Genomic DNA, 7,802 nt, shown 5'->3' with positions numbered 1-7,802 from the left:
CTGCCCGATGGGCAGCCCTTTTTGTTTGTTCAGATGCCCGGTCTTAACGACCAAGGCTCCACCAGCCGCGTTTCTTCGGCTTCGGTTTTTCGTCTTTTGCCGGAGCAGGCGCCGGTTCAGCTTTCTCAGCCTTGGCAGGCTCAGCGGCTTTCGGCTCGGCCGGTTTTTCTACAGGCTTCTCGGCAGGTTTTTCTGCCGTTTTTTCGACCGGGGCTTCTGCCTTTGGCGTTTCTTTCTTCGGTGCCGGTGCGCTGACTTCTGCCGGGGCAGATGCCGGTGCGCTTGCGGCTTCCGGTTTTGCTTCCGCCTGGGTTTCAGGCTTTGCTTCCGGGGCCGGGCCCGACTGGATCGGGATGTTTTTCACATCACCACGATCTTCATCACCGTCAGTGCGATCAGAACGGCTGTTGCGATCACGACGGTTGCGGCGATTGTCATTGCGATCACGACGCGGACGGGCCGGGGCCGGGGCAGTGGTGCTGCGCGTACGACCGGCGCGAACGCCTTCCTGATCAAAGCTGTCGGCATCCTGACCTTCGCTGTCGGCGTCGATCACGGTGTTTTCATCCGCGCCATCCGGTGCTTCATGGTCACGATTGCGGCGTGCCGCCGTCAGGGCCGGATCATCTGCTGGTGAACGGGTGCGGTTGCCGTCAAAGTCCTGACGACGCGAACGACGGCGACCACCACGCTTGCCACGACGGCGGCGCTTGCGATTGCTTTCGTCATCATCGTCATCATTATTGTTGCCATCTGCATTATCAGATGCGCCATCGCTGTCGTCTGATGCTTCCTGCGGTTGATCATTGTTGCGATCATCGCGGTCATCATTGCGGCCACGGCGACGACGACGGCGACGACGGCGTTTACCGCCCTGATCGTCGTCTTCGTTGCGCTCGATTTCGTCTTCTTCTTCTTCGAGATCAACCGGGTTTTCAATCGCGGTCAGCGACACACTGTCGGTATTGAGAACCGCAGAAACCTCTTCGACCTCGTCACCTTTTTTCGCGCGTGTACGCTCGATGCGGTGATCAGGTGAAATCAGGCTGTCATCGCCAAAGATCATGACGCTGAAGCCATAACGGCTTTCGATCTCGCCAAGCGAGTCACGTTTGCGGTTCAGGATATAAAGCGCGACTTCACTGGCAACATGGACGGTCAGCGCACCGGAACGGCGACGCATGCCTTCTTCCTCGATCACGCGCAGCAGGTGAAGGGCTGCACTTTCAATCGAACGAACAAGGCCGACACCACGGCAGTGGGTGCAAACTTCAAACGCGCTTTCGACCAGCGACGGGCGCAGGCGCTGACGCGACATTTCAAGCAGTCCAAACGGGCTGATACGGCCGATCTGAAGACGCGCACGGTCGTTGCGCATTGCTTCCTTAAGCTTGCGCTCGACAGATGCCTGATTGCGGTGGTCTTCCATGTCGATAAAGTCGACAACGATCAGACCGGCAAGGTCACGCAGGCGCAGCTGACGTGCGAGTTCTTCGGCCGCTTCAAGGTTGGTCTTGTAAGCGGTTTCTTCGATGTTGCGTTCACGGGTCGAACGGCCGGAGTTAACGTCAACCGCGACCAGTGCCTCGGTCGGGTTGATAACAAGATAACCGCCGGATTTAAGCTGTACGACCGGGTTGAGCATCGCATCAAGCTGGCTTTCCACCTGGAAACGGTGGAACAGCGGCACGCCCTGATCCTTGTAGGGTTGCACGCGCTTGGCATGCGACGGCATCAGCATCTTCATGAAGTCTTTGGCAACCCGGTAACCATCGTCACCTTCGACCAGAACTTCATCAACATCACGCGCATAAAGGTCACGGATGGAACGCTTGATAAGGTCGGCTTCTTCGTAAATCAGGCACGGTGCCTGGCTCTGAAGGGTGGTTTCGCGGATACGATCCCACAGGCGCATCAGATAATCGAAGTCGCGTTTGATTTCGGCTTTGGTCCGTTCGGAACCAGCGGTACGAACGATAACCGCCATGCCGTCCGGAATCTCAAGCTCGGCCAGAATGGATTTCAGGCGCTTGCGATCCTTGGCATTGGTGATCTTGCGCGAAATGCCGCCACCACGCGGGGTGTTTGGCATCAGAACGCAATAACGGCCGGCCAGCGACAGGAAGGTCGAAAGAGCCGCACCCTTGTTGCCGCGTTCTTCCTTGACGACCTGAACCAGAATGATCTGGCGGCGTTTGATCACTTCCTGAATTTTGTAGCGTTTCTGAAGCTGACGGCTGTGCGATTCAACGAACTCGTCGCCATCGTCATCACCACCCATATCCTCGATGTCTTCTTCAACATCGGCGGTCGCGTCAAGCGCTGTTACTTCGTTGGCCTCGTCATCGACCTCAACTTCAAGCTCGGCGATTTCCGCAGACATGGCGGCATTGCCACCAGTCGGGGTATCGTCACCGTCCGAACCGTTGTCGTCGTTGCCGTCAGAGGATGCTTCTGCGTCGGTGCCAGATGCTTCGACATCATCGCTTTTCTTGCGACGATTGCGCGGGCGACGGCGACGCGGCTTGGCTTCTTCTTCCTCGCCAGAACCTGCATTGTCGGTTGCGGCATCTGACGGGGCAGCGGCCTCGGCCGATACAGCCGCGTCAGTGTTTTCTGCCTCAGGCGTGTCGGATGCTTCGTCCTTGCTCTGGGCGCGCGGTTTGCGGCGCGAGCGGGAACGCGAAGGCTTCTTGTCTTTTTTCGGGCTGTCTTCGGTATCGCCGATATTGTCTTCGACGATTTCGGCGTCCTTGACCTGTGTGTTGCTCTGCTGGGCAAGAGCTTCACGGTCGGCAACCGGAATTTGATAATAGTCGGAATGGATTTCGCTGAACGCAAGGAAACCATGACGGTTTCCGCCATAGTCAACAAAGGCCGCCTGAAGCGACGGTTCTACCCGCGTGACTTTCGCGAGATAGATATTACCCTTGATTTGCTTTTTTGTCGAAGTTTCGACGTCGTATTCTTCTAGGCGATTTCCGTGAATAACAACGACGCGGCTTTCTTCCGCGTGCGTTGCATCGATAAGCATACGTTTGACCATTCGGAACCTGTTCCTGGAGGCCCCGCCAGTTCAATGCTATGGGCGCAATTGCGCTGATATGCAAACAAACCGGCGTGTCCGGAGGCGCCAACCATAAAGGTCGCGATATGTCCTGTATGTATCTGGGTCATCGCGTGTCGGCTGCTCTTCCGGTTGGACCTGGTTTTGGTGTTGAAACAAAAAGAATTAGATTGCGTGTCTTCGAGCGCGCCAAGACAGCCTTTTTAAGGAGGGCTCTATCGGGAGCGGGAATTGCCGCGTCACCGAGACACCGACCGTAAGAACTGCACTCGTCGCGTCCTCAGCCTGGTGGCATTTTGGTTGCTTACCACAAAGCATAGGAATCTCGGGTGCAACATATCCCTTTTATGCGTATGCTACAAACAGTTTTGTTGCGTGATGTGACGACTTTCTGACAGTAACGTGTAAAAACACACGGAAATCCGCGCGATTTTCCTTTGGCTGATTTGGTTCGGGCAAATATATGAAAACACACTGTTTTTACAGTTTTGCTCCATCTCATGCCCATCGCAGAAAGTTGAACGGTCTGTCATGCAAGTTCTGTCGTTGGTCAATTGCCCGTTAACCAACGCATTGCTATAAGCGCTTAACAGATGCTCTTGCAGGGTAACAGGCGCTGAAACGACAGATGACTTCACAGTACGCGACCTCACATTCGATCACGACAAACACCTCGTCAGGGTCGGTCTTTACCAAGATCGCCAAGACGATGATGGTGGTGTTTGCGCTGTTGTGTACATCCCAGATCATCGTATCAGGTGCGTCTGCCCAAACGGCAAAGGTGCTTGGTGCGCGGCTCGGGGTTTATCCCGATTACACGCGCTTTGTGATCGATCTCGATCAGGAAGTCGACTTTACCTATTTCCTGCTGCCCGATCCGTACCGCATCATCATTGATATGCCGGAAATTGACTGGAACGCCCCGCCGGGCAAGGTGACCTCCGGTGGCGGCCTTATTTCCGGTCTGCGGTATGGCCTGTTTAAACCAGGCACGTTCCGTGTGGTGCTTGATGTTGCCCAACCATCGCTGGTTTCAAAGATTTTCTCGTTACCGCCCGGCGGCGGGAAGCCCAACCGTCTGGTGGTCGATCTTAAACCGACACAGCGTGATGCGTTTCTGACCGCATCGCGCCAGAGCATGGAAGCCTATTCTGCGCGCAGCCGTAACGATACCAGTGCGACCGAACAAAGTGTCGATGTCGCGGTGCAATCGGGCCGGGGCGGCGAAGAAAAGCCGCTGATCGCGATTGATGCCGGGCATGGCGGGGTTGACCCCGGCGCGATCGGGGTTGGCAATGTCTATGAAAAGGACCTGACGCTTGCGGCTGCACGCCAGTTGGCCGAAACCCTGACCGCATCGGGGCGCTATCGTGTTTTGTTGACGCGTGACAAGGATGTGTTCCTGAAATTGCGGCAACGTGTGGACATCGCGCGCAAGGCCGGGGCAGATTTGTTTATATCCCTGCATGCAGATTCAATTGGCAATCCCAAGCATCGCGGCGCATCGGTCTATACCCTGTCTGAAAACGCATCGGACAAAGAGGCCGCGGCACTGGCGTCCAAGGAAAACAAGGCCGACGTCATCGCCGGTATTGATCTTTCCGATGAAAACACGCTGGTGCAAAGCATTCTGATCGATCTTGCGCAACGTGAAACCATGAACCTGTCGGCGACCCTTGCGGCCAACATGGTCAGTCAGCTTGCCCAAAGCATAGAACTGCAACGTCGCACCCATCGCTTTGCCGGGTTCGCGGTTCTAAAGGCGCCGGATATCCCTTCGGCCCTGTTTGAGATGGGATATCTTTCCAATGCGACCGACGCCAAGTTGTTGCAAAGTCCGGCTCATCGCAAAAAGATTGCCGATGCGGTCTTGCGGGCAATTGATATCTATTTCGAGAAACACAAATTTTAATACTCGGGCATAATGCCGATGCTTTCGCCTGTGCCCGAAACGGGTGGCGAAATTACTGTTTGCGGTGTCTGCGCGAACAAATGCTGTTTGGCGTGGCGGCTGTCACAACCTTGTCATTTTTTTGCCGCTATAATGCGGGTACATCCGTTTTTTCGGCACAGACAGGCGAAATGTCTGCCGGGACATTGCATTTCCGGTAAGAGTGCATGAATATGCGCCCCTACCGGATCAGGCCAACAAAATGAAAAAGACCTGCTTACATGCGAATTTTACTTAGTATTTTCGGCTTTCTGTTCTTGATGGCGGTTGCGGGCGGCGCCGGTATGCTGGCGATCTTCTGGCACTTTGGCCAAGGACTGCCCGATTACACCCAGCTTGAAAATTACGAGCCCGAGGTCATGACACGTGTTCATGCATCCGACGGTGCGTTGATTGCCGAATATGCGCGTGAAAAGCGTGTTTTTGTGCCGATTTCGGCCATCCCGCCCAAGGTGGTTGATGCTTTTGTCGCGGCCGAGGACAAAAACTTCTTCTCCCACCCGGGGATCGATTTTGCCTCTGTTTTGCGTGCGGCTGTGACCAACGTGGTTAATATGGGCACCGGTAAACGTCCGGTCGGTGCCTCTACCATCACCCAGCAGGTCGCCAAGAACTTCCTTTTGACCAACGAAGTGTCCTATGAGCGCAAGATCAAGGAAGCCATTCTGTCCTTCCGGATCGAGCGCGCCTTTTCCAAGGAACATATCCTCGAACTTTATCTGAACGAGATTTACCTTGGCAGTGGCAGCTATGGTGTGGCCGCCGCAGCCTTGCGTTACTTCGACAAGTCACTTGATGAACTTAATATCGAGGAAGCTGCCTATCTGGCAGCCCTGCCAAAGGCACCCTCGAACTATCACCCGGTCCGTAATCACGACGAAGCCAAGGCGCGTCGTAACTGGGTGATCGGCCGGATGCTGGAAGAAAATTACATCACCGAGGCCGAAGCACAGGCAGCATGGTCAGCCCCGCTTCTTGGCAAAAGCCGTGAATCGGTTGATACCTATCAGGCTGATTTCTTTGCCGAGGAAGTCCGTCGTCAGCTTGTCGATCGTTACGGCGAAGGCATGCTGTATGACGGTGGCCTTTCGGTGCGTTCGACCGTGGTTCCGCGTTTGCAGGATATCGCCGACAAGGCGCTGTTTGACGGCTTGGTCGACTATGACCGCCGCCATGGCTGGCGCGGCCCGATAACCAATATTGACCTGTCGGGTAACTGGCAGCAGGCCCTGCGCGAAGTGGAAACACCTGCCGATATCCCGTGGGATCGTGCGGTTGTCCTTGATACCGATGCCAACGAGGCAAAACTGGGTCTGATGAGTGGCGAACAGGGCCGCATTCCGCTGCGGTTCCTGACATGGGCACGCCCGTGGCAAAAGGGCCAGACATTGGGGGCGGTGGTTAACCGCCCGTCAGATGTCCTGAAGCCCGGCGATGTCATTTACGTCAAACATTTCGCTGAACTTGATGGCGAGACGCTTCCGCCCAATACCTATGGCCTGCGCCAGATCCCGAACGTCAACGGTGGTCTGGTGGCGATGGATCCGCATACCGGCCGCGTATTGGCGATGTCGGGCGGTTTTTCGCATGATCTTTCGAAATTCAACCGTGCGACACAGGCCCGCCGTCAGCCGGGTTCGGCCTTCAAGCCGTTTGTTTATCTGGCCGCGCTGGACAAGGGCTTTACGCCGTCCACACTGGTGCTGGATGCGCCGTTTGTGATTGATCAGGGGCCGGGGCTTGGTAAATGGAAACCGGGCAACTATAGCGGCCAGTTCTATGGTCCTTCGACCATGCGCCTTGGTATCGAAAAATCGCGAAACCTGATGACGGTACGTCTGGCCCAGACCATCGGCATGCCGACGGTTGTCGATTATGCCGAACGGTTTGGCATTGTTGATGAAATGCCAGATGTCCTGTCGATGTCGCTTGGCGCGGCTGAAACCACCGTGATGCGTCTGACCGCGGCCTATGCCGAACTGGTCAATGGTGGCAAGAAAATCACCCCGACCCTGATCGACCGCATTCAGGATCGTCGCGGCAATGTGATTTATCGTCGTGACGACCGCGAATGCAGCCTGTGTCAGGATGTGGAATTCCGCAATCAGATGCCACCTGATCTGCCCGATAACCGTGAACAACTGACCGATCCGGCCAGTGCGTTCCAGATGGTTCACATCATGGAAGGCGTCATTTCGCGCGGTACCGGCCGGACAATTGCCGAACTTGGGTATCCGTTGGCCGGTAAAACCGGCACGACCAATGATTCGCGTGATGCATGGTTTGTCGGCTTCTCGCCGGATTTGGCCGTTGGCGTTTATGTCGGCTTCGATGACAACCGATCCCTTGGCGACAAGGAGCAGGGCGCAAGTGCTGCTGCCCCGATCTGGAAGGAATTCATGCGCGGTGCGCTTGAAGGCACCAAAGCCATTCCATTCCGTACACCGCCGGGCATTCGCATGGTCCGTGTTGAATCGCGTACCGGCCTTCCGGCAGGTCCGGGTGCTCAGGACGTGATCTGGGAGGCCTTCAAACCCGGAACAATCCCGGCATCAAACGACAATGTGATTGATGGCGGTTATAGCGGATCGGGCAATTCGGATAACAGCGCAGGCGCTGTGTCCGGTCCGGGTGGCATTTACTAGGCCGTATTTCGCGGACCTTTGAGTTTGTCCGAAAAAGACATTAACCCGGCACAAATTCTGTGTCGGGTTTTTGCATGGTTGCAGGGGTTTCAAGCGGGACAAAAACTGTTATAAGCCACGCCGACATTGCGACATCTTT

General features: G+C 55.7%; 3 protein-coding genes. 2 read left to right on the top strand and 1 reads right to left on the bottom strand.

The genetic code is table 11. The annotated features are described in order from the left end of the window. Positions 1–43 precede the first annotated feature (43 nt). Positions 44–3,046 (bottom strand): Rne/Rng family ribonuclease, encoded by a 3,003-nt coding sequence (locus tag TH4_RS19480; protein ID WP_064782429.1) that lies wholly within the window; start codon positions 3,044–3,046, stop codon positions 44–46. A 649-nt stretch (positions 3,047–3,695) separates the two neighbouring features. On the opposite strand from TH4_RS19480, the gene TH4_RS19475 reads away from it, so the two are divergent. Further along, the gene (locus tag TH4_RS19475) at positions 3,696–4,979 is read left to right on the top strand and encodes an N-acetylmuramoyl-L-alanine amidase (RefSeq protein WP_245228021.1); all 1,284 of its coding nucleotides are present in this window, start codon (positions 3,696–3,698) and stop codon (positions 4,977–4,979) included. A gap of 260 nt (positions 4,980–5,239) precedes the next feature. Continuing rightward, positions 5,240–7,663 (top strand): penicillin-binding protein 1A, encoded by a 2,424-nt coding sequence (locus tag TH4_RS19470; RefSeq protein ID WP_064782428.1) that lies wholly within the window; start codon positions 5,240–5,242, stop codon positions 7,661–7,663. Positions 7,664–7,802 lie beyond the last annotated feature (139 nt).

This window comes from Thalassospira tepidiphila MCCC 1A03514, from assembly GCF_001662875.1.
Classification (GTDB): Bacteria; Pseudomonadota; Alphaproteobacteria; order Rhodospirillales; family Thalassospiraceae; genus Thalassospira; species Thalassospira tepidiphila.
The sequence above is the reverse complement of the archived record's forward strand: the minus strand, read 5'-3'. Positions and strand labels throughout refer to the sequence as shown.